Genomic DNA, 21211 nt, shown 5'->3' with positions numbered 1-21211 from the left:
TCACTCGCATCAACGCGAAAAGAAAGTGTGATATCGGCCGCAAACGGCCTCACCGAGATTCCTGATGACCAGCTCCCCCGCCCCGTTCGACGATGACCGCGTCAGCGCCGAAGCCGCGCACTGGTGCGCGCGTCTGCACGATGAAGAGTGCAGCGATGCCGAGCGCGCCGAATTCGCGCAGTGGCTCGCAGTCGACCCGCGCCACGAGGAGGAGTACCAGGCGATGCTGGAGATCTGGCAGCTTTCGGAACTGCTGCCAGCGACTCCGCGAGTAGCGCCCGCCCCGATCGCAGCGACGCCTTCGAACGATCGCCGCCGCCACAGCAGCGCCAGTCGCCCACGCCGAGGCAAGCGCATCGTCGCCGTGGCGGCTGGCATGCTGGTGGCCATTGGCGCCCTGTGGTCGGCCGGCTGGTCCGCTGGCTGGCTGCCGTCGAAGGTCGGCTACTACGCCGCGCAACCCGGCGCACGCGAGGTCGAGTTGGCCGACGGCTCGATAGTCGAGCTCAACAGCCATTCGCAACTGATCTTCGCCGACTTCCGCGATCGCCGCAGTGCCTGGCTGAAAAGCGGCGGCGAAGCGTACTTCCGGGTCACCCACGACACCTTGCAGCCCTTCTCGGTCTACACCGACAACGGCAGCGTGCGGGTCACCGGCACGCGCTTCAACGTCTGGACCGACCCGCACCAGATGCTGGTCACCCTGCTCGAAGGCTCGGTGGTGGTCAGCCCGCCCGACAGCGTCGACGGCAACAGCGCCCAGCTCACGCCGGGCATGCAGGCGCGCTACAGCCAGGGCAGCCAGCGCATCGAGCTGGCCCAGGTGGCGCCTGCGGGCGCCATCGCCTGGATCGAGGGCAAGCTGGTGATCGACGACCTGACGCTGCAAGCGGCCATCCCGCTGATCAATCGCTACCTCAAGCAGCCGGTGTTCCTCGACGATGCGACCGTTGCCGCCATGCGCATTGGCGGCATCTACCGCACCGACGACCTGCAGGCGCTGGTGGACTCGCTACCCAAGGTCCTGCCGCTGGAATTGCGCAAGGACCACCAGGGCCGCATGGTGCTCGCCAGCCGCTACGTGCAGCTCTAACCCCACTGTAGGAGCGGACTCTGTCCGCGATTGGCCTCGCTTCGCGCCGGACACCGATCGCGGACAGAGTCCGCTCCTACAGAGACCTCAGCATCTGTGCCGACTCATTTGCGATAAATTCGCAAATTCTCTTCAGTTTTCTCCCGGCTCATTCGTCTTGATAGCAACGATTCGGATTTGCCGATGATTTGCTGATTCGCGCGCCGTCTCGTCCCGTTGTGCGGCCTGCTTTCCGGCAGGCCGGGTCCAGGAAAAGACGATGCAGACACCCGCTCCAAGCGCCTTGCGCGAGATGCTCAAACTGCTGCGGCCGCACTGGCTGCCGCTGACCGCCGCCACCCTGCTGGGGATTCTGGGCGGCTCGGCCATCACAGCGCTGCTCGCCACCATCAACTACAGCCTGCACTCGCAGGGCGGCATGCCCGCCGGCCTGCTGCTGGGCTTCGCCGGGCTGTGCGCGCTGGCACTGCTGGGCTCGATCATTTCCGACATGGGCACCAATTACGTCGGCCAGCACGTGATCGCGCGGCTGCGCAAAGACCTGGGCAGCAAGATCATTTCCGCGCCCATCGAGCAGATCGAACGCTACCGCAGCCATCGCCTGATCCCCGTGCTGACCCACGACATCGACACCATCAGCGACTTCGCCTTCGCCTTCGCGCCGCTGGCCGTCGCGCTGACCACGACGCTGGGTTGCCTGGGCTACCTGGCCTGGCTGTCGCCGCCGATGTTCCTCGCCACCGCTATCGCCATCGTCGTCGGCAGTGCCGTGCAGTACGTCGCACGGGCCAAGGGCATCAAGGGCTTCTTCGAGGCTCGGGACAAGGAAGACGAGCTGCAGAAGCACTACCGCGCCATCGCCGAGGGCGCCAAGGAGCTGCGCATCAGCCGCCCGCGCCGCTTCCAGCATTACAGCGAGCGCCTGCAAGGCACCGCCGACGAGATCTGCGACATCCAGCTGCGCTCGATCAACCTGTTCAACGTGGCCAAGGGCTTCGGTTCGACGCTGTTCTTCATCGTCATCGGCGTGGCCCTGGCCTACCAGTCGCTGTGGCCGAGCACCGACCAGGCGACGCTGTCCGGCTTCATCCTGGTGCTGCTGTACATGAAGGGCCCGCTGGAAGGACTGATCGGCCAGCTGCCGGTGGTCACCCGTGCACAGGTCGCGTTCCGCCGCATCGCCGAGTTGTCGGTGCGTTTCTCCTCCCCGGAGCCGAACCTGCTGCTGGCCGACGATGGTCGCCCGGCACAGGAATTCCACTCCATCGAGCTGCGCGACCTGGCCTATCACTACCCCACCGACGACGGCTCCAGTGGCTTCGCCGTCGGCCCGCTGAACCTGACGGTGAATCGCGGGGAAATCCTCTTCATCGCCGGCGACAACGGCTGCGGCAAGACCACCATGATCAAGCTGCTGCTCGGCCTCTACGCCCCGCGCGCTGGCGAGCTGCTGCTCAATGGCGAAGCGGTCGGCGATGGCAGTCGCGACGACTACCGCCAACTGTTCACCACCATCTTCGCCGACTACTTCCTGTTCGAGGACCTGCTCAAGGGCAGCCAGGACATCCCGGTCGAAGCCGGTCGCTACCTGGAGCGCCTGGAGATCGCCCATAAGGTCAGCCTGCACGGCCAGGAGTTCTCGACGACCGACCTGTCCACCGGCCAGCGCAAGCGCCTGGCGCTGGTGCAGGCGTGGCTGGAGAAGCGCCCGGTGCTGGTGTTCGACGAATGGGCCGCGGACCAGGACCCCGAGTTCCGGCGGATTTTCTACACCGAGCTGTTGCCCGAGCTGCGCGCCCAGGGCAAGACGCTGATCGTGATTTCCCACGATGACCGTTATTTCAACGTCGCCGACCGCCTGCTGCGCATGCGCGCCGGGCAGATCGTGGCGGTCGAGGAGCAGCGCAGCGCAGCCACGCCTGGTGCTTCTGGCGTGGCGCTGCACTGACGGCCCGGCGGCCTGGATGGCCGCCTTTCCCGCGGTCGTCGCTCAGCAATAAAAAAAGATCGAACGGATTCTTCCGGTTTTTTTCAGCCGGCGCGTCACATAAAGCTGAATCATTCTTATTAGAAACTGCATTAAGATCATAGGAGCTAACAAAGTGAGTCGCACCCGCACTGCGCTGCAATCCCGGCACCCGGTGAAGCCCCTGGCCCGCCTGGTCCGCGCCACCGCCCTGGGGATGGTACTGGCGGCCTCCGCCGCCGAGGCCGCCCCGGTCCGCATCGACATCCCGGCCCAGTCGCTGGCCTCCGCCCTCACCAGCCTGGGTGCGCAGTCGAACCTGCAGATCGTCTTCAACCAGACCCAGGTGCAGAACCTGCGTGCGCCCGGCGTACGCGGCGAGATGGAGCCTACCCAGGCGCTGGAGCGTCTGCTGCAGGGCACCGGCATCAAGTACCAGGTGGAAGGCAGCCGCGTGACCCTGCTGGGCGCCGACGCCGCCAGTGGCGACACCCTGAACATGTCCGCCCAGGTCATCACCGGCGCCGTCGAGGGTGAGGACAGCTACGTGCCGCGCACCTCCAACAGCGGTAGCAAGACCGACACCCCGCTGCTGGAAATCCCCCAGTCGATCTCGGTGATCACCCGCAAGCAGATGGACGCCCAGGGCGCCCAGACGGTGACCGAAGCGCTGCGCTACGTGCCGGGCGTCAAGGTGGAAGCCTATGGCCTGGACCCCAAGGGCTTCGACTGGATGTACATCCGCGGCTTCAATGCCCAGGCCACCAGTGACTACCTCAACGGCCTGCGTCAGCAGAACAACAGCTACGCCTTCTTTCGCAGCGAGCCCTATGCCTTCGAGCGTATCGACGTGGTCCGTGGCCCGTCCTCCAGCCTGTTCGGCCTGGGCGACGCCGGCGGCATCGTCAACCGCGTGAGCAAGAAGCCCACTGCCAATCACATCAACGAAGTCCAGCTGACCGGCGGCAACCATGACCGCAAGCAGGGCCAGTTCGACCTCGGCGGCGCCCTGGACGAGCAGAACCAGTTCCTCTACCGCGTGGTGGGCCTGGCCCGCGATGCCAACACCCAGGCCGAATACGACGACGGCCACGAGGTCGAGGACGACCGCTACTACATCGCCCCGTCCTTCACCTGGGCGCCGGACGAAGACACCAGCCTGACCGTGCTCACCGACTTCCTGCGTGACCGCAACTCCGGGTCGATCTTCGACTACAGCGTCAACGGCCACACCACCGGCACGTTGCTGGGCGACCATAGCTACAACCACTTCAGCCAGGACCAGTACACCCTCGGCTACGAGTTCCGCCATCGCTTCGACGATGTCTGGGAGTTCCGCCAGAACGCGCGTTATGGCCAGGTCGACCTGGTGTTCGCCAACCTGTTGCCGCAAGCCCAGGTCGGTCGCAACATCATCCGTACCGCCGACCGTTTCGACCAGCACATGGACACCTTCAACCTGGACAACCAGCTCCAGGCCAACTTCGACACCGGTTCCATCAAGCACACCCTGCTGATGGGCGTCGACTACAGCTGGCAGGACGCCGACATCGCCCGCTGGCGCACCCTCGGCCCGTCGCTGAACCTGGACAACCCGCAGTACGGCCAGAGCGTGCAGCGCCCGACCAAGGACACCACCCTCCCCGGCCAGGCGATCGACTACAACCAGAACATCGAGCAGGTCGGCGCCTACCTGCAGGACCAGGTCAAGTTCGACGACCACTGGATCCTCACCGCCGGTGGCCGCTACGACTACGTGCGCAATGACCTGGACAGCCATACCGGCGCGCACAGCATGCAGAAGGACAACGCCTTCACCGGCCGCGTCGGCGTGACCTACCTGACCGACTTCGGCCTGGCGCCCTACGTCAGCTACTCCGAGTCCTTCGTGCCGAACTCCGGCCTCGGCCCGGATGGCGGCGCGTTCAAATCCAGCGAAGCCCACCAGTACGAGGCCGGCGTGAAGTTCCAGCCGGACGAGACGCTGCTGATCACCCTGGCCGCCTACGAGCTGACCAAGGAAAACATCCTCACCCCGCAGCTCAGTGCCAACGGCGTGCCGACTGGCTTCAACGAGCCCACCGGCGAGCAGCGCTCGCGCGGCATCGAGGCCGAGCTGAAGGCCAAGCTGGATGAGAACTGGGACCTGCTGGCTTCCTACACCTACACCAAGGCCAAGATCACCAAGAGCAACGACGCCAACGAGGGCAACCGCCCGGCCAACGTACCCGAGCACATGGCCAATGGCTGGCTGAACTACACCTTCCACGAAGGCGTGGTCGACGGCCTCTCCATCGGCGGCGGCGTGCGCTACACCGGCTCGCTCTACGGCAACAACACCAACACCTACCACGTCGACAACTACACCCTGTTCGACGCCGGCGTGAGCTACCCGCTGAACAAGAACGTGACCCTCTCGGTGAACGCGCAGAACCTGCTGGACGAGGACTATGCCGCCACCTGCGACAGCCCGATCTCCTGCTACCCGGGCCTGCGCCGCACCGTCATGACCAGCGTGAAGTACAGCTGGTAAGGCACCGACGGAAGCGGCCCCGTGTCGCTTCCGTCCGCTGCTCCCGGGCTCCCTGTTCACAGGGGGCCCTTTGTTGTTTCAAGAGCCTGTTGTTTCACGCGAGGAGTAGTGCATGTCCCTCACCCGTCGCCACCTGCTGCAGCGCCTTGCCCTGGGCGGGCTGGCCTGCGCCTGCGGCCTGCCGGTTTTCGCCGGTGAGCGCCTGACGCGGATCGTCGCGCTCAACTGGGTGGCCGCTGAAACGCTGCTGACCCTGGGGGTGCCGCCCCTGGCGATTTCCGACGACCGCTACTACCGGGTGCGCATGCCGACGATGGCGTTGCCCGACAGCGTGCGTGACGTGGGCCCGTACTGGGAACCGAACCTCGAACTGATCCAGCAGCTGCAACCACAACTGATCCTCAGCGACCCGATGACGCCGACCTTGCAGCGCCGACTCAACGGTATTGCGCCGACCGAAAAGGTCGCCATCTACCCGGCTGCCGAGGGCGCCTGGAAGGCCACGACCGACTTCATGAATGACCTGGCGCGGCGATTGGGCGTCGAGCAGGTCGCTGCCGACTACATCGCTGCCGGCGAACAGCGCCTGGCCGAACTACGCGCCAAACTGGCCAACCGCAGCCTGCCGCCGGTCTGCGTTGCCGTGCTCAACCAGGACGGCCGCCACGCCGCTGTCTACGGCAGGAACAGCATGGTGCAGGACGTGCTCGACCGCCTCGGCGTCGAGAATGCCTGGCAAGGGCCAGTCGGCCCGGTGGGGCTGGCCATGGTCAGCATCGAGCGGCTGGCTGAGCGTCCGGACGCACACCTGGTCTACGTCGACATCCCCACCACCTCGGCGCGCCTGCAGAGCCTGCGGCAGCCCAACGACCTCTGGGCCAACCTGCCCGCCGTGCGCCAGGGCCATACCCTGACGCTGCAGCGCTTCTACCCCTACGCCGGCGCGGCCTCGGTGCTGGACCTCGCCGAGCGCATCGCGGCCTACCTGGACAGCGCCACGGAGGTCGCCCATGTCTGAATCGACCCTGGGCCTCGCAGCCCCGCGCAACGGCCTGCCGCTGGGGCCGGCGATCTGTACGCTGGTGCTGGCGATCCTCGCGGGCCTGCTGGTCTTCCACGGCCTGCAAGGCGCCCTGCCCCGCGAACTCTGGTGGCAGGCCTTGTGGTCGCCGAACCTGGACGACGTGCGCCAGGTGCTGCTGCACTTCAGCTTCTTCCCGCGCCTGGCGGTGAGCCTGATGGCCGGCGCCGCACTGGCCCTGGCCGGCACGCTGTTCCAGCAGATACTGCGCAACCCGCTGGCCGAACCGGTGACGCTGGGTGTTTCCGCCGGCGCCAACCTGGCGCTGTCGGCCGCCACCATCTTCGCCCCGACGCTGCTGGTGCATGGCCTGGAAGCCGTCACCCTGACCGGCGCCGCGCTCGCCACGGCCCTGCTGTTCGCCTTTGCCTGGGGCCGCACGCTGTCGCCGCTGCGTTTCATCCTCGCCGGCATGGTCATCAGCCTCTACTGCGTGTCGCTCAACGCGCTGCTGGTGCTGTTCAACCACGACTACCTGATCGACCTGCTGCTCTGGCAGGCCGGCTCGCTGAACCAGAGCGGCTGGGACGGCGTGCTGTACCTCGCCCCGCGCCTGGCGGTAGCCATGGTCATCGCCCTGCTGATGGTGCGCCCGCTGGCAGCCCTGGGCCTGGAGGATGAAGGCGCGGCGGCGGTGGGCGTCAACCTGCGTCGCACCCGCGTGCTGGGCCTCGCCGTGGCCGTGGCGCTGAGTGCCTTCGTCACGAGCGCGGTGGGCATGCTCGCCTTCGTCGGTCTTGCCGCTCCCGCCATTGCCCGGCTGTGCGGTGCCCGCACGCTGAAGCAACGGCTGATCTGGGCGCCGCTGCTGGGCGCCGCGCTCCTTTGCGTGGTGGACCAGATCGCCCGCGAACTATCGCGCTTCGCCGGGGAGATTCCCGCCGGCATCCTCACCGGCATCTTCAGCGTGCCGCTGCTGCTGTGGCTGCTCAGCCGCCAGCGCAGCGGCGGGATCATCCCGCGACCGGCGCCGGCCCAGCCGCAACGGCAACATCCTTGGCGGCTGATCATCGGCATGACCGTCCTGCTCGCCTTGCTGACCCTGCCGGCGATCTACTTCGCGGTGGGCGCCAACGGCTGGCACTGGGGCGACGCCGGCCTCAGCGACGCCATCGCACAATGGCGCGTACCCCGCGTGCTCGGCTCGCTCGCCGCCGGCGCCATGCTGGCCGTCGCCGGCCTGCTGGTGCAGCGCCTGACCGGCAATCCCATGGCCAGCCCGGAAGTCCTTGGCGCCACATCCGGCGCGGCCATCGCCGTGCTGGTGCTGTTCCTGGTGATGCCGCAGCCGCAGACCTACATGGTGCCGGCCGCCAGCATTGGCGCACTGCTGACGCTCGGCCTGCTGCTGTGGTTTGCCTGGCGCAAGACCTTCAATGCCGAGCGCCTGCTGCTCACCGGCGTGTGCCTGACCACCCTGCTGCATTCGTTGAGCACGCTGCTACTGGCCAGTGGCGACCCGCGCATGACCGCGATGATGAGCTGGATGACCGGCTCGACCTATCAGGTGGATGTGACGTCCGCGAGCACCGGGCTGGCCGTCGGTGCGGCAATGATCGGGGTGAGCCTGTTGCTGGCCCGCCCGCTGGACCTGCTGACCCTCGGCAACGGCACCGCCACCGCGCTGGGCTTGCGGTTGCGCGGGAGTCACCTGGCAATCCTGCTGACCGCCGCCGTGCTGACCGCCACCGCGACCATCATCGTCGGCCCACTGAGCTTCGTCGGCCTGATCGGCCCGCACATCGCCCGCCACCTCGGCGTACGCCGCGCCGCGCCGCAATTGCTGCTGAGCGCGCTGGCCGGTGCCTTGATCATGGTGGTGGCGGATTGGCTGGGGCGCAACATCGCCTATCCCTGGCCGGTTTCGGCGGGCTTGCTGGCGGCGTTCATCGGTTGCCCGTACTTCCTCTGGCTGATGCATCGGGAGCGTCGGGGCTAAAGCGGGCAAGAGCGAGCCTGCTCGCGAATCGCACGCGCCGGTGCATCGGCATGGATGGAAAACCATCGCGGACGGAGTCCGCTCCTACGCACCTTGCGAGAAAGGCTCCGGGGGCGTAGGAGCGGACTCCGTCCGCGATTGCTCCCCGGCCACATCAAGGTCAGCAGCGAGCTGGGTAGGATGGGTGGAGCGCAGCGATACCCATGCGGTCGGTGCATGGATCGATGGGTATCGCTGCGCTCCACGCCATCCTACGGCGGGTTGCCAGCAAGGCCGGGCTCTGCCGGTAATCACTGGAGTCCCTTGCAGGACCGAGGGGACGCCCAGTCCTTGCTCGCGAACCGCACGCCTCTGATGCTTCGGCATGGATGGAAAGCCATCGCGGACGAAGTCCGCTCCTACACGCCTGGCGAGAAAGGTTCCGGGGGCGTAGGAGCGGACTCCGTCCGCGATTGCTCGCCGGCCACACCGAGATGAGCAGCGAGCTGGGTAGGGTGGGTGGAGCGCAGCGATACCCATGCTGCCGGTGCACGGATTGATGGGTATCGCTGCGCTCCACGCCATCCTACGGCGAGGTCATCGGCAGGGTCAGAGCAGATGGAGAATCAGGCTTCCTGCAAGGCGCGAGGACGATTGCTGCGGTCTTCCGCGTCGGCACTGACCGCCTGCTGCAACTGGAAATCGAACTCGATCTCGGCGAAGCGCCCTTCCACTCCGCGTGCCTGGGCGGCGGCTGCGTCCTCGACGAAACGCACCTCGCCGATCAGCCCGTCACGGGTGGCGTAGGCAAAGTCGTCCCACAGGTACTGGTCGCCGGCCAGGTTGATCTGCGTGGTCAGGTGGCGATGCCCCGGCGCGGAGATGAAGAAGTGGATGTGCGCCGGGCGCTGGCCGTGACGGCCGAGCTGGTTGAGCAGCTCCTGGGTCGGGCCGTCCGGCGGGCAGCCATAGCCGCTGGGGACGATGCTGCGGGCCTGGTAGCGGCCTTCGGCGTCGGTGACGATGCGCCGGCGCAGGTTGTGCTCGGACTGGGTGCTGTCGAAGTAGGAGTAGGTGCCCTTGGTGTTGGCGTGCCAGAGGTCGACCACGGCACCGGCCAGCGGCTTGCCGTCGAGGTCGAACACGCGGCCGGAGAGGAACATCACGGTGCCCGCGTCTTTTCCGTCATCCATCCGCGCCTCGCCTTCGGACAGCGGCGCACCGGCCACGTACAGCGGGCCTTCGATGGTGCGCGGGGTGCCGCCTTCGATGCCGACGGCAGCGTCCTGGGCGTCCAGCAGCAGGTCGAGGTAGTGCTCGATGCCCAGGCCGGCGACCACCAGGCCGGCTTCCTGGCGAGCACCGAGCCGGTTGAGGTAGTCCACGGCTTTCCAGAACTCGTCCGGGGTGACGTTCATGTCCTCGATAAGCCTGGCGGTGTCCTGCAGGATGCGCAGGACCAGGCTCTTCACCCGCGGGTTGCCGGCATCGTTCAGGGCGCCGCTGGCCTCTTCGAAGAAGCTCTGGATATCGGCAGTCTGGGAAATCTTCACGGTCATGCTGAATCACCTCGTTCTTGTTATTGATCTCGAAAACCGCAGGGGGTCAGCTCGCGCAGCGCACGGCCTCGCGGTCGACGCGATGGAACACGCGGTTGAAGTACACCAGGCTGTCCTGGCGCTCGCGCACCGCGACCTTTTCCAGCTCGACGAACATCACGGTGTGCGAGCCGACTTCCTTGCAGTCGCTGATCCGCCCTTCCAGGCTGACCAGCGCCTGGCGCAGTACTGGCAGGCCGGCGTAGCCGTCGTCCCAGAGATCCCAGGCGAAGCGTTCTTCCATGGACACCTTGGTCATCCCGGCGAAGTGCTTGGCCAGCTCTTCCTGCTCACCACAGAGCACGTTGACGCACAGGTGGCCGTTGCTGCGGAACACGTCGTGGGTGGCGCTGCCGCGGTTGACGCAGACCAGCACGGTGGGTGGCGAGTCGGTGACCGAGCAGACCGCGCTGGCGGTGATGCCGCAGCGGCCTTCCGGGCCATTGGTGGTAATGATGTTCACCGCCGCCGGCAGTTGCGCCATGGCGTTGCGGAAATCGATCTGGGTCTGGCTGAGGGTGTTGGCCATGTCGTCGCCCCTTGTGCTGGAGTGGCCGGCACGCCCGGCCTTTCTTGTATGGGGCCAGCGTAGGGCAGCGCCAGGGTGCGAAACATTCAGACGATTACCACGCCAGAGGGTGGTGGCCGCTAGTCATGTAGGTGGTTTCTTTATCGTCAGCATCGCCGACTATGGGTATGCTCCGGGGCATGCCATTGCGGCGACCGGGCCAAAGCCCGGCGTACGCGGCCTACGTGCAGCTCTACAACGATAAAAAAGAAAGTGGCAACGCCTGATGGATGCTAGAAAACCCGTGGTCTACATCGTCGACGACGACAAGGACCTGCGCACCTCCCTCGCCTGGCTGCTCGAATCGGTCAGCATCGAATCGCTGTGCTACGGCGGCGCCGAGGAGTTCCTGCGCGAATACGACCCCAAGCTTCCCGCCTGTCTGGTGCTCGACGTGCGCATGCCCGAGACCAGCGGCTTCCAGCTGCAGGAGATGCTCAACGACAAGGGCATCGCCCTGCCGACCATCTTCGTCACCGCCCACGGCGATATCCCGATGTCGGTGAAGGCGATGAAGAACGGCGCGCTGGATTTCGTCGAGAAGCCCTACAACCCGCAGCAGATGCTCGATCGCATCCAGGCGGCGCTGAAAAGCGCAGTGCAGGTGCATGCCGGGCAGGAGCAGAAGCAGGTCCTGCAGCACAAGCTGGACCTTTTGACCGGGCGGGAGCGGGAAATCCTGATGATGGTGGTGGACGGCAAGGCCAGCAAGGTCATCGCCCGCGAGCTGAATATCAGCGTCAAGACGGTCGATGTGCACCGCACCAAGATCAAGGAAAAGATGGGCGTGAGCAGCATCGCCATGCTGGTGCGCGAAGTGCTCAACGTGCCGCTGGAAGAATCGCGCCCCTGAACGGGGCGCCTTCCTTTACTCGGTGTCGACGCGCTCGCCGCACAGGTCGAGGGCGAACAGGCGTTCCACCTCGTCTTGCGCCAGACCACTGCCGATCAGGCTGAACAGCTTGCCCAGCGCGGCTTCGCGGGTCATTCCCCCTCCCGACACCAATCCGGCATCGCGCAGGCGGCTGCCCGCGGCATAGACGTCGAACGCCACGTGGCCTTGCGGACACTGGCTGATGGCGGGCAACACCACGCCACGGGCATGCGCCTCACGCAATACCGCCAGCAATTCCTCATTATCCGACGGACCGGTGCCACTGCCGTAGCACTCCAGCAACAGCGCCTGTACGCCACTGCCCAGCAACGCGCGCAGGTGTTCGGCACGCAGGCCGGGGAACAGCGGCAGCACCGCGAGGTTCACCGGTTGGCGCGGCTGGCGGTAATCCAGTTCGCCAGGAAGCAGCGCCGCACGCTCACCCTTGCGCTCGCGTGGCAGTACCGCGAAGGCATCGAAGGCCTCGCTGCGCAGCTTGGTGACGCGCGCGCCATGCATCAGTTCGCCATTGAAGTACAACCAGACGCCCGGCTCGACGCCGGACTCCAGTGCCTTCAGCGCGCCCAACAGGTTCGCCGGCGCATCGCTGCCCGGCGCGCCCATCGGCTGCATGGAGCCGCTGAACACCACGGGGACGCCCAGACCCAGCAGCAGGAACGACAGCGCGGCGGCGCTGTAGGCCAGGGTGTCGGTGCCGTGCAGCACCAGCACACCGTCATGACCGCCCTGCTCCACCGCATTGACGATGGCGTCGCGCATGGCCAGCCAGTTGGCCTGGGTCATGTTGGCGCTATCGAGCAGCGGGCGCAGTTCGGCGAAGGACCAATCCAGGCATATCTCCTGGTGCCCTTGCAGTTGCTCGCGCATGCGCGCTTCGAAACCGCCTGCCGGCGCCAGGCCTTCGGCGGTCTGCAGCATGCCGATGGTGCCGCCGGTATAGAGGACGAAGAGATTCTTCACGCGACGCATGCCAGTGCTCTTGTAGGAAAGTTCACAGGATAAACCGCGAGGCCGGGAGAAGTCCCGGCCTCGCTTGTCAGACCTTGGTCCGAGGCAGGATCAGCCCTGGGCCGGCAGGCTGCCGTGGGCCGGAGCGGTGGCGTTGATCTTGTGCGCGTCGCGCCAGGCGTCGTGGTCGATATCCAGGTCGGCGAACTTGCTGGCGTCGAACACCGGGCGCTCGATGCCGGCGCGGCGCTGCTCGTCGTAGTCGCGCATTACGCGCAGGCCAGTCTTGATCAGCATCGCCAGGGCCACCAGGTTGACGAAGGCCAGGCAGGTCATGGTGATGTCGGCGAAGGCGAACACGGTGCCCAGGTTCTGCATCGAGCCCCAGAGGATCAGGCCCAGCACCAGGATGCGGAAGGCGATCAGCGCAGAGCGGCTGCGGCCGACGATGAACTGCAGGGCGTTCTCGCCGAGGTAGTAGTTGTAGGTGATGCAGGTGAACACGAACAGCGACAGCGCGACGCTGACGAAGATTCGCCCCCAGTCACCGACCACGGCGGCCAGCGAGTTCTGCGTCAGGGTGATGCCGTCGCCTTCGAAGCCCGGAGTGTAGAAGCCCGAGAGCAGGATCAGCAGCGCGGTGCAGGTGCAGATGACGAAGGTGTCGAGGAACACGCTGAACGCCTGGACCACACCCTGCGACGCCGGGTGACGCACGGCGGCGACTGCGGCCACGTTCGGCGCACTGCCCAGGCCCGCTTCGTTGGCGAACACGCCACGCTTCACGCCCATCACGATGGCACTGCCGAGCAGGCCGGCGAAGGCCGGTTCCAGGCCGAAGGCGCTCTTCACGATGGTGCTCAGCATGCCCGGCACCAGTTCGATCTGGGTGACGATCACGTACAGGGTCACGGCGATGTAGGCCAGGGTCTTCACCGGCACCAGCAGATCGGAGACCGCGGCGATGCGCTGGATGCCGCCGAAGAACACGATGGCCAGCAGCACGGCCAGGGCGATGCCCGAGTACAGCACCGGGATGTCGAAGGCATTCTGCAGCGAGTGGGTCACGGTGAAGGCTTGCAGGCCGTTGAAGGCGAAGCCGTAGGTGACCAGCAGCAGGACCGCAAAGGTCATGGCCATCCAGCGCAGCTTCAGGCCGTGCTGGATGTAGTAGGCCGGGCCGCCGCGGTACAGGCCGTTGCCGTCGCTGCGCTTGTAGACCTGGGCCAGGGTGCACTCGAAGAAGCTGCTGGACATGCCCACCAGCGCGGTGACCCACATCCAGAACACGGCGCCCGGACCACCGAGGGTCACGGCGATGCCGACACCGGCGATGTTACCGGCGCCCACGCGACCGGCTAGGGACAGCATCAGGGCCTGGAACGAGCTCAGCTGGCCCGACTGGCCACGAATCGACTCCTTGAACACACCGAACATGTGGCCGAAGTGACGGAACTGGACGAACCGGGAGCGGATGGTGAAATACGCGCCGAGTCCTACGATGAGGACGATGAGGACTTTCCCGGAGAGGAAATCGTTGATCGCGTCGAGCATGTGCTGGGGCCTCGATTGTTATTGTGGGAGCACGGACCTGGGGCTGGTCCGCTCACTAGGGGCGCATGGTTGCGCCCGAAGCCTCCTGAAACAATTTCGCGGCTTGCTACGAATTGACGCCACTTGGCGCTATTATGGCGTCAGTCGCATCACCTGGACCTGGCACTGATGTCCGAAAACCTTGGCCCCAACCTCAAGCTGCTGTGCGCCCATTACCGCTCTATTTCGGAGGTTTGCCGCAAGCTTTCGATCAACCGTGCGCAGTTCAACAAGTACCTCGGCGGACAGAGCCAGCCCACCGCATACAACCTCAAGCGCATCGGCGATTTCTTCGGCGTCGAGGACTACGAGTTGCAACTGCCGCCTGAGCAGTTCGCCCGGCTGATCGGCGCGCGCGGCACTTCGCCGGCCAATGTGCAGCGCAATGACCCGCTGCTGGAAATGCTCCAGCCGTTGCGCGACCACGCGGGTAACCTGTCGCGCTATTGCGGCTACTACTTCGAGTATTCCAACTGCATGTCGGTGCCGGGATCGATCCTGCTGTCGCTGGTGCACCTGTATGAGCAGGACGGCAATTTCCTCTTCGAGCGCCAGGAACGCCAGGAGCGTTCCAGCAGCACCGATGTGCAGGCCGAGGACTGGGTGCGCTGCCGCTACCTGGGCGCGGCCTTCCAGCTGCAGGACCGGCTGTTCCTGATGGACTACGAGTCGCTCACCGTCAACGAGATGAGCCAGACCATCCTCATTCCCAGCTTCAAGAGCCGTATCACCCGCCTGAACGGGCTGAAGACCGGTGTCTCCAGCGGCGACCGGCGCACCCCGGCCTGCACCCGTGTGGTCTGGGAATACCTGGGCCAGGAGATCAACCGGATCAGCGCCTACCGCCAGGTGAAGCTCTACCAGCCGGACGACCCGCGCATCGACGACGACGTACGCCAGCGCCTGCAGGTCGGGCCGATCCGCCATGGCCTCTTCGAAATCGAGTAGCCCCGCCCGGCGCTATTGCTTTTCTGTAGGAGCGAGCTTGCTCGCGAACAGCCCAGTGTCGGAGCAACCGGTGAATCCGTTCGCGAGCAAGCTCGCTCCTACGGCAACGGCATCGCCCTACCCCTTGCGGCTCTGCAGCCAGGCCGCGGCCAACCCGCTGCCGCAGATCACCGCGATCCCCAGCAGCGCCGACGGCTCCGGCGTATGGCCGAAGATCACGAATCCCAGCAGCCCGGCGAAGACGATCTGGCAATAGCTGAACGGCGCCAGCAGTGCCGGCGCGGCATGCTTGAACGCCTGGGTGAGGAACAGGTGCGCGGTCATCCCGCAGGTGCCCAGGGCCAGCATCATCAGCCCGTGCACCAGCCCCGGCCACTGCCAGAAGAACGGCACCAGCGCGCTGACGATCAGGGTGTTGCACAACCCGGCGAAGAAGTTGCTGGTGGTCGGGCTGTCCACCTGGCTGAGCTTGCGGGTCAGCAGCTGGTAGACGCTGAAGCACAGCGCCGAACCGAATGGCAGCAGCACCGCCGGGGTGAACAGCTCACCGCCGGGGTGGACGATGATCAGCACGCCGATGAAGCCGACGATGACCGCCGCCCATTGGCCGAAACTGACCCGTTCACCGAGCAGCGGCACCGACAGCGCCGTTACCAGCAGCGGCGCAAGGAAGTTCACCGAGGTCGCCTCGGCCAGCGGGATGTACTGCAGGCCGGTGGTGAACAGGAAGCTGGTACCCAGCAGGCACAGCGCCCGGGCCGTCTGCAGGAACGGATGGCGGGTGCGCAGCACTGCAAACCCCGCGCGCGGCAGGAAGATGCCCGCCATCAGCAGCGTGTGCACCACATAGCGCGCCCACACCACCATGACGATGGGATAGATGCTCGCCAGGTACTTGGACAGCGCGTCGTGGCTGGAGAACAGGAAGGTCGCCAGGACAATGAGCAGGATGCCCTTGAAGGGCTGGTGGACGCCGGACAACGGCGATTGGCTGGTACTCATCGACTCACGGATTCACTAGGCAGATGCGGCCGGCACGGGGCCAACATGGAGAGCAGGACAGCCTAGCAGGAGGCTCTGCAGAAAGAATCCGCCACGCCGCTGCCCGAGCACCTCGCGGGTCCGCTGAAAGGCCGGGCGATACGCGTCCCGCTCGGCGTTGTGCCAGGCATCCTACGCGCAATACCCGCGGAGGAATGTTCCATTTGGTTAATTCATGTTCGAACAGCGAACGCTTACGCCTCGGGCGAATTGCGGCGGGCCGCCACGGAACACCACTATGGACGCAGCCGCCGCCTCGATGCGGCGCCAACAACTATAAGAAAGGTCCGTTCACATGCTCACCCTCACCCTGGCACGCCTGCGCGCGTGCATCGCCCTCCTCCGCGCCCTTCCGCAGATTCCTGTCGCGCCCGGCTGACCGCCCAACCCGCGAGCTCTGACCGATTTCGCCCGCCATTCGCCGCGCTCGAACGAGCCCGGCGCAGGCCTCCGTTCGCCCCGAACAACGACAAGAATGCCGAGGGAACACCCATGATCCGCCACCTGCCCCGCCTCGCCATCGGTGCCTGCCTGTTGCCCGCCCTGCCCGTGCTGGCCAGCGCCAACGAAGGCAGCTTTCTCGAAGATGCCAAGGCCAGCCTGTTGCTGCGCAACTTCTACATGAACCGCAATTACGTCGGCGAAGCCCGCCAGGACAAGGCGGAGGAATGGACCCAGAGCTTCATCCTCGACGCCCGCTCCGGTTTCACCCAGGGCACCGTCGGGCTCGGCCTGGACGTGCTCGGGCTTTACAGCCTGAAGCTCGATGGCGGCAAGGGCACGGCCGGCACCCAATTGTTGCCGACCCACGACGACGGCCGCCCCGCCGACGATTTCGGCCGTCTGGCGGTGGCCGGCAAGGCCAAGGTATCGAACAGCGAATTCAAGCTCGGCGAATGGATGGTGGTGTTGCCGATCCTGCGCTCGGACGACGGCCGTTCACTGCCGCAGACCTTCCAGGGCGCCCAGGTCACCGCGAAGGAAATCGACGGCCTGACCCTCTACGGCGGCCAGTTCCGTCAGAACAGCCCGCGCAACGACGCCAGCATGCAAGACATGTCGCTGTTCAACCGCCCCGCCTTTACCTCGGACCGCTTCAACTTCGCCGGTGGCGAATACCGCTTCAACGGCGACCGCACGCTGGTCGGCCTGTGGAATGCGCAACTGAAGGACATCTACCAGCAGCAATACCTGCAGCTGCAGCACAGCCAGCCACTGGGCAATTGGGTGCTCGGTGCGAATATCGGCTATTTCTGGGGCAAGGAGGATGGCAGCGCCAAAGCCGGCGACCTCGACAACCGCACCTTCTCCGGGATGTTCTCGGCCAGGTACGGTGCGAGCACCTTCTATCTCGGCCTGCAGAAGGTCATGGGCAAGGACGAGTGGTTCCGCGTCAACGGCACCAGCGGCGGCACCCTGGCCAACGACAGCTACAACGCCAGCTACGAAAGCGCGAAGGAGCGCTCCTGGCAGCTGCGCCATGACTACGACTTTGCCGGCTTCGGCATTCCTGGCCTGACCCTGATGAACCGTTACATCCACGGCGACAACGTGCACAACGCCAGCACCGCCGACGGCAGCCAATGGGGCCGCGAGAGTGAACTGGCGTACACCGTGCAAAGCGGCACCTTCAGGACGCTGAACGTCAAGTGGCGCAACTCCACCATGCGCCGCGACTGGGGCAGCACCAACAGTTTCGACGAAAACCGGCTGATCATCAGTTATCCGCTGTCATTGCTCTGATGCTCGCCTTGCGCCGAACTCTCCGACGCGCGCAGGAGCAACTGTCTTCTCTGGATAGCCCGTCGCTGTGTCTTCCTCCCTCACCCCAACCCTGGCTGCTCGCCCCGCCCCTCAGGGAGAGGGGGCAGTTCGAGCCGACTGACGCGAAGGTTTCATCCTGCCCCGAACGGCCCCCTCTCCCCTTGGGAGAGGGCCAGGGTGAGGGATGGCCCAAGCGCAGAGGCATCTCGCAGGAGCGGAATGCGTCCGCGATGTCTTCCTGGCGGCGCCAGCGTTGGGAGGTTCGCGAGCAAGCTCGCTCCTACAGGGAGCGCTGGCGAAGTGTTCGGCACCTGAAGCAGACATTTACGTAGGAGCGGACTCTGTCCGCGATAGGGTTGTGCAAACGCCCAGCCCATCGGAGTGGTCGGGAATCGATCGCGGACGGAGTCCGCTCCTACGTACAGCTCGAATCCTGGAGTGGAGAATTGGCGTTGCGCCGGCAAGCCCACTCCTACAGGTGAGCCCTTCTTAATGAAAAAGCCCCGGCATGCCGGGGCTTTTCTTCGTCCAGCAGGTGGCTTACTGCCCGGCCGGTTTCTCGGCGTCTTCTGCCTCGATCTCTTCCAGCGCAAGTTCCAGCCCCCAGCTGGAAGCATCCACCGGCTGGGTCGCTGCCGCAGGTGCAGCGGGCGCAGGTGCCGGCGCGGCAGGCTTGGCGGCCGCGGGGGTGGCAGTGCTGCCGACGCTGCCCGGGTTGTCCTTGTACAGCTTGAGCTTCAGCCGCAGGTTGTTCGCCGAGTCCGCGTTCTTCACCGCCTCTTCCTCGCTGATCGCCCCTTCCACCGCCAGGTCGAACAACGCCTGGTCGAAGGTCTGCATGCCGAGGGCGCGGGACTTGTCCATGATCTCCTTGATCGAACTGAAGTCGCCGCGCTTGATGATATCGCTGATGGTCGCCGTGCCCAGCAGCACCTCGACCGCCGCGCGGCGCTTGCCGTCCTGGGTGCGCACCAGGCGCTGGGAGACGAAGGCCTTGAGGTTGTTGCCCAGGTCGTTGAGCAACTGCGGCCGGCGCTCCTCGGGGAAGAAGTTGATGATCCGGTCCAGCGCCTGGTTGGCGTTGTTCGCGTGCAGCGTGGAGATCGCCAGGTGGCCGGTGTCGGCGAAGGCCAGGGCATGCTCCATGGTCTCGCGGTCGCGGATCTCGCCGATCAGGATCACGTCCGGCGCCTGGCGCAGGGTGTTCTTCAGCGCGGCGTGGAAGCTGCGGGTGTCCACGCCGACCTCGCGCTGGTTGATGATCGACTTGCGGTGCCGGTGCACGTACTCGATGGGGTCTTCGATGGTGATGATGTGCCCGCCGCTGTTGCGGTTGCGGTGGTCGATCAGCGCCGCCAGGGAGGTGGACTTGCCCGAGCCGGTGCCGCCGACGAAGAGCACCAGGCCACGCTTCTCCATGACGACCTTGAGCAGCACCTCGGGGAGCTTCAGGTCCTCGAACAGCGGGATATCCAGCTTGATGTTGCGCGCCACGATGGACACTTCGTTGCGCTGCTTGAACAGGTTGATCCGGAAGCGCCCGACGCCGGGCACGGAAATCGCCAGGTTCATCTCCAGCTCGCGGTCGAACTCGGCGCGCTGCTCCTCATCCATCAGCCCATAGCCGATGCGCGCCACATCACCAGCCTTCATCGGTTCATTGGTCAGGGGCTTGAGCACCCCATTGAACTTGGCGCAGGGCGGCGCGCCGGTGGAGAGGTAAAGATCCGAACCATCCTGGGTGGCCAGGATCTTGAGCATCGCTTGGATATCCATTGAACTGCATCCGTACGCAAGGTGGCGGCAGGCGCTGTCTGTCAGCAGCGCCCTATAGATAAGAATTTGCTCATTGACTCTATGGAGCACTCCTGTACCAGACAATGCAACCCATCGTGAAATGCGACCTGCATCACTGCTGCCGTACAATGCCGCCCAGACGCTTTCATCACAGGACACGAAACAATGCCCGTCGCCATGGCCCGCCACATCCTTGTCAAGACCGCCGCCGAAGCCGAGCAGATCAAGCAGCGCCTGGCCAAGGGCGAGGATTTCGCCGCCCTGGCGCGCAAGCACTCCACCTGCGCCTCCGGCAAGCGCGGCGGCGACCTGGGCGAGGTGCGCCCCGGGCAGATGGTGAAGTCCATCGACCAGGTGATCTTCAGGAAGCCAGTCGGCGTGATTCACGGGCCGGTGAAAAGCCAGTTCGGCTACCATCTGGTCGAGGTCTATTTCCGTGATTAGTCAGAGGCGTGGCTGATCCAAGACACGCCCGGGAACGAAGGAACGCACGCCATGACGCCGCAACAGATAGCCCACTTCTGCCTGGAACTGCCTGGCGCCCGCGAAGACATCAAGTGGGGCAGCAATCGGGTGTTCTCGGTGGCTGGCAACAAGATGTTCGCCATCCTTGATTTCCTCGACAGTGGCCATGGTGGCCTGGCCTTCAAGGTCGGCCCGGAGCTGTTCCTGGGCTACGTCGACCGCCCTGGCATCCATCCGGCGCCCTACCTGGCCCGGGCTTTCTGGATTTCCATGCAGCGCCCCTACCCCATGGGCGACGCTGAATTGCGCGAAGCCCTGACCCGCTCGCACCAGATGGTGGTCGCCCGCCTGCCCAAGCGCCAACGCCTGGGCCTCGTGCTGGAGGCGCCCTGATGCGCACCCTGAATTGGGAAGGCCTGTGGCACGCACCGGCGGCCAGCTGGGAATCCCTGCAACTGGTGGATGGCCGCGCGGAAAGCCAACTGCGTGCCATCGACGAAGCGGGCGGGCCTTCCTATCAGCTGGACTACCAACTCGACTGGGACAGCCAATGGCGCTTGCGCGAGGCGCGTTTCTCTGTCGAGAGCGAGCGCGGTGCGCATCAGCTTCACCTGCTGACCGATGGCGAAGGCCACTGGCTTAACGCCAATGGTGACGCGCTGATGGATCTGGACGGCTGTCTGGACATCGACATCTGGCCGTCGCCCTTCACCAACACCTTCCCCATTCGCCGCCTGCAACTGGCCGACGGCGATCGCCGCGAATTGACGGTGGTGTATCTGGAAGCACCGAAGCTGAAGCCGGTGCGCATGCGCCAGGGCTACACGCGGATCGATGCCCACCACTATCTGTACGAAAACCTCGAAGGCACGGACTTTCAGGCATTGCTGACGGTGGATGATGACGGCCTGGTCATCGATTATCCCACCCTCTTCCGCCGCGCCTGATGCAGGCCCTTGTAGGAGCGAGCTTGCTCGCGAACCACCTCCCTCGATGCTCACCG

Annotated in this window: 17 protein-coding genes; 11 read left to right on the top strand and 6 right to left on the bottom strand. The window is 65.6% G+C overall.

Annotation, left to right across the window (positions count from 1 at the left end; genetic code table 11):
• Positions 1–64: 64 nt before the first annotated feature.
• From L6D89_RS30865 to fhuB, 5 genes are all read left to right on the top strand, one after another.
• A complete protein-coding gene (locus L6D89_RS30865) occupies positions 65–1093 on the top strand; it encodes a FecR family protein (protein WP_236202173.1) in 1029 nt (342 codons plus the stop codon).
• A gap of 259 nt (positions 1094–1352) precedes the next feature.
• The gene (locus L6D89_RS30860) at positions 1353–3041 is read left to right on the top strand and encodes a cyclic peptide export ABC transporter (protein WP_236202172.1); all 1689 of its coding nucleotides are present in this window, start codon (positions 1353–1355) and stop codon (positions 3039–3041) included.
• A 154-nt stretch (positions 3042–3195) separates the two neighbouring features.
• Complete coding sequence (locus L6D89_RS30855; protein ID WP_236202171.1) at positions 3196–5592, top strand: TonB-dependent siderophore receptor; 2397 nt, start codon at positions 3196–3198, stop codon at positions 5590–5592.
• Positions 5593–5704: 112 nt separating this feature from the next.
• Positions 5705–6610, top strand: coding sequence for an ABC transporter substrate-binding protein (locus L6D89_RS30850; RefSeq protein WP_236202170.1), 906 nt, complete (start codon positions 5705–5707; stop codon positions 6608–6610).
• Positions 6603–8612: a Fe(3+)-hydroxamate ABC transporter permease FhuB gene (gene fhuB, locus L6D89_RS30845; RefSeq protein WP_236202169.1), complete on the top strand. Its 2010-nt coding sequence runs from the start codon at positions 6603–6605 to the stop codon at positions 8610–8612. The genes L6D89_RS30850 and fhuB overlap by 8 nt, the downstream gene beginning before the upstream one ends.
• Positions 8613–9217: 605 nt before the next feature.
• Here fhuB and catA read toward each other — a convergent pair.
• Entirely contained in the window at positions 9218–10150 is a 933-nt protein-coding gene (catA, locus tag L6D89_RS30840; RefSeq protein ID WP_236202168.1) for a catechol 1,2-dioxygenase, read from the bottom strand.
• Between the two features lie 46 nt (positions 10151–10196).
• A complete protein-coding gene (gene hpaC / locus L6D89_RS30835) occupies positions 10197–10718 on the bottom strand; it encodes a 4-hydroxyphenylacetate 3-monooxygenase, reductase component (protein WP_024767261.1) in 522 nt (173 codons plus the stop codon).
• 265 nt (positions 10719–10983) lie between these two features.
• On the opposite strand from hpaC, the gene L6D89_RS30830 reads away from it, so the two are divergent.
• Positions 10984–11610 (top strand): response regulator transcription factor, encoded by a 627-nt coding sequence (locus tag L6D89_RS30830; RefSeq protein WP_024767262.1) that lies wholly within the window; start codon positions 10984–10986, stop codon positions 11608–11610.
• Between the two features lie 15 nt (positions 11611–11625).
• Here L6D89_RS30830 and L6D89_RS30825 read toward each other — a convergent pair whose 3' ends face one another.
• Positions 11626–12621: an asparaginase gene (locus L6D89_RS30825; RefSeq protein WP_236202167.1), complete on the bottom strand. Its 996-nt coding sequence runs from the start codon at positions 12619–12621 to the stop codon at positions 11626–11628.
• Positions 12622–12711: 90 nt separating this feature from the next.
• Positions 12712–14154, bottom strand: a complete 1443-nt coding sequence (locus L6D89_RS30820; RefSeq protein ID WP_236174944.1) for an alanine/glycine:cation symporter family protein — start codon at positions 14152–14154, stop codon at positions 12712–12714.
• A 168-nt stretch (positions 14155–14322) separates the two neighbouring features.
• Here L6D89_RS30820 and L6D89_RS30815 point away from each other — a divergent pair, with 168 nt between their 5' ends.
• On the top strand, positions 14323–15141 hold the full coding sequence (locus L6D89_RS30815) for a helix-turn-helix domain-containing protein (protein WP_236174943.1): 819 nt from the start codon (positions 14323–14325) through the stop codon (positions 15139–15141).
• A gap of 117 nt (positions 15142–15258) precedes the next feature.
• On the opposite strand, the gene L6D89_RS30810 is transcribed toward L6D89_RS30815, so the two are convergent.
• Positions 15259–16143, bottom strand: coding sequence for a DMT family transporter (locus tag L6D89_RS30810; RefSeq protein ID WP_236202166.1), 885 nt, complete (start codon positions 16141–16143; stop codon positions 15259–15261).
• 531 nt (positions 16144–16674) lie between these two features.
• Here L6D89_RS30810 and L6D89_RS30805 point away from each other — a divergent pair.
• Positions 16675–17925, top strand: coding sequence for an OprD family porin (locus L6D89_RS30805; protein ID WP_236202165.1), 1251 nt, complete (start codon positions 16675–16677; stop codon positions 17923–17925).
• Between the two features lie 561 nt (positions 17926–18486).
• Here the strand turns inward: L6D89_RS30805 and L6D89_RS30800 are convergent.
• Positions 18487–19722: a PilT/PilU family type 4a pilus ATPase gene (locus L6D89_RS30800; protein ID WP_236174940.1), complete on the bottom strand. Its 1236-nt coding sequence runs from the start codon at positions 19720–19722 to the stop codon at positions 18487–18489.
• Positions 19723–19908: 186 nt separating this feature from the next.
• Here L6D89_RS30800 and L6D89_RS30795 point away from each other — a divergent pair, with 186 nt between their 5' ends.
• From L6D89_RS30795 to L6D89_RS30785, 3 genes are read left to right on the top strand one after another with little or no spacing between them, the layout of a single operon-like run.
• A complete protein-coding gene (locus tag L6D89_RS30795; RefSeq protein ID WP_236174939.1) occupies positions 19909–20187 on the top strand; it encodes a peptidylprolyl isomerase in 279 nt (92 codons plus the stop codon).
• A 51-nt stretch (positions 20188–20238) separates the two neighbouring features.
• Complete coding sequence (locus L6D89_RS30790; RefSeq protein ID WP_236202164.1) at positions 20239–20601, top strand: MmcQ/YjbR family DNA-binding protein; 363 nt, start codon at positions 20239–20241, stop codon at positions 20599–20601.
• Entirely contained in the window at positions 20601–21155 is a 555-nt protein-coding gene (locus L6D89_RS30785; protein WP_236202163.1) for a putative glycolipid-binding domain-containing protein, read from the top strand. The genes L6D89_RS30790 and L6D89_RS30785 overlap by 1 nt, the downstream gene beginning before the upstream one ends.
• Positions 21156–21211: the final 56 nt, after the last annotated feature.

Origin of the sequence: Pseudomonas pseudonitroreducens, assembly GCF_021603645.1 — a bacterium.
Lineage (GTDB): Bacteria > Pseudomonadota > Gammaproteobacteria > Pseudomonadales > Pseudomonadaceae > Pseudomonas > Pseudomonas pseudonitroreducens.
This window is presented reverse-complemented; position numbering and strand designations above follow the sequence as displayed.

Excerpts from the sequence above, each read along its gene's own strand:
- L6D89_RS30825 (WP_236202167.1), bottom strand. The coding sequence starts at position 12,621 with ATGCGTCGCGTGAAGAATCTCTTCGTCCTCTATACCGGCGGCACCATC.
- catA (WP_236202168.1), bottom strand. The coding sequence starts at position 10,150 with ATGACCGTGAAGATTTCCCAGACTGCCGATATCCAGAGCTTCTTCGAA.
- L6D89_RS30865 (WP_236202173.1), top strand. The coding sequence starts at position 65 with ATGACCAGCTCCCCCGCCCCGTTCGACGATGACCGCGTCAGCGCCGAA.
- L6D89_RS30815 (WP_236174943.1), top strand. The coding sequence starts at position 14,323 with ATGTCCGAAAACCTTGGCCCCAACCTCAAGCTGCTGTGCGCCCATTAC.
- L6D89_RS30830 (WP_024767262.1), top strand. The coding sequence starts at position 10,984 with ATGGATGCTAGAAAACCCGTGGTCTACATCGTCGACGACGACAAGGAC.
- hpaC (WP_024767261.1), bottom strand. The coding sequence starts at position 10,718 with ATGGCCAACACCCTCAGCCAGACCCAGATCGATTTCCGCAACGCCATG.
- fhuB (WP_236202169.1), top strand. The coding sequence starts at position 6,603 with ATGTCTGAATCGACCCTGGGCCTCGCAGCCCCGCGCAACGGCCTGCCG.
- L6D89_RS30850 (WP_236202170.1), top strand. The coding sequence starts at position 5,705 with ATGTCCCTCACCCGTCGCCACCTGCTGCAGCGCCTTGCCCTGGGCGGG.
- L6D89_RS30810 (WP_236202166.1), bottom strand. The coding sequence starts at position 16,143 with ATGAGTACCAGCCAATCGCCGTTGTCCGGCGTCCACCAGCCCTTCAAG.
- L6D89_RS30820 (WP_236174944.1), bottom strand. The coding sequence starts at position 14,154 with ATGCTCGACGCGATCAACGATTTCCTCTCCGGGAAAGTCCTCATCGTC.
- L6D89_RS30795 (WP_236174939.1), top strand. The coding sequence starts at position 19,909 with ATGCCCGTCGCCATGGCCCGCCACATCCTTGTCAAGACCGCCGCCGAA.
- L6D89_RS30790 (WP_236202164.1), top strand. The coding sequence starts at position 20,239 with ATGACGCCGCAACAGATAGCCCACTTCTGCCTGGAACTGCCTGGCGCC.
- L6D89_RS30785 (WP_236202163.1), top strand. The coding sequence starts at position 20,601 with ATGCGCACCCTGAATTGGGAAGGCCTGTGGCACGCACCGGCGGCCAGC.
- L6D89_RS30800 (WP_236174940.1), bottom strand. The coding sequence starts at position 19,722 with ATGGATATCCAAGCGATGCTCAAGATCCTGGCCACCCAGGATGGTTCG.
- L6D89_RS30860 (WP_236202172.1), top strand. The coding sequence starts at position 1,353 with ATGCAGACACCCGCTCCAAGCGCCTTGCGCGAGATGCTCAAACTGCTG.
- L6D89_RS30805 (WP_236202165.1), top strand. The coding sequence starts at position 16,675 with ATGATCCGCCACCTGCCCCGCCTCGCCATCGGTGCCTGCCTGTTGCCC.